The sequence below is a fragment of the Frateuria defendens genome, assembly GCF_001182895.1.
Lineage (GTDB): Bacteria > Pseudomonadota > Gammaproteobacteria > Xanthomonadales > Rhodanobacteraceae > Frateuria_B > Frateuria_B defendens.
Window position 1 is genome coordinate 1 of the sequence record NZ_LFQR01000271.1, and the last position, 340, is coordinate 340.

Genomic DNA, 340 nt, shown 5'->3' on the forward strand with positions numbered 1-340 from the left:
ACCTGATGGCGTGTAAACTTAGTTTTCAAAGTCCACCCATCATGGCAAAGGTTGAACTGACACACCCCACCGTGTGAGGTAGCCCTGAAAAGCCGGATTCACCGGGCGACTGGTATAGATAGTAAACGGCATATCGTTGATGAGAGATCCGTATGTTTGTAGCCTTAGTTGGTAAGATGAATCGAGTACGCTAGAACCATTTTTAAGCTCAGCGAGTCCACCAAAGTTTGCACCATCATAGATGGTACCAACGAGATCGCCACTAGCCGTGTATTTAGGCTCTCCCACAATCACCTTAAATGCTGCGCTGTTCACCTGCTGCTGCGCACCAAGCTGGTCG

General features: G+C 48.8%; 1 protein-coding gene. It reads right to left on the reverse strand.

The window, feature by feature from the left end; genetic code table 11:
• Window positions 1-39: 39 nt before the first annotated feature.
• On the reverse strand, window positions 40-340 hold a 301-nt coding region (locus tag ACH65_RS20430), incomplete at its 5' end, for a hypothetical protein (protein ID WP_161805639.1).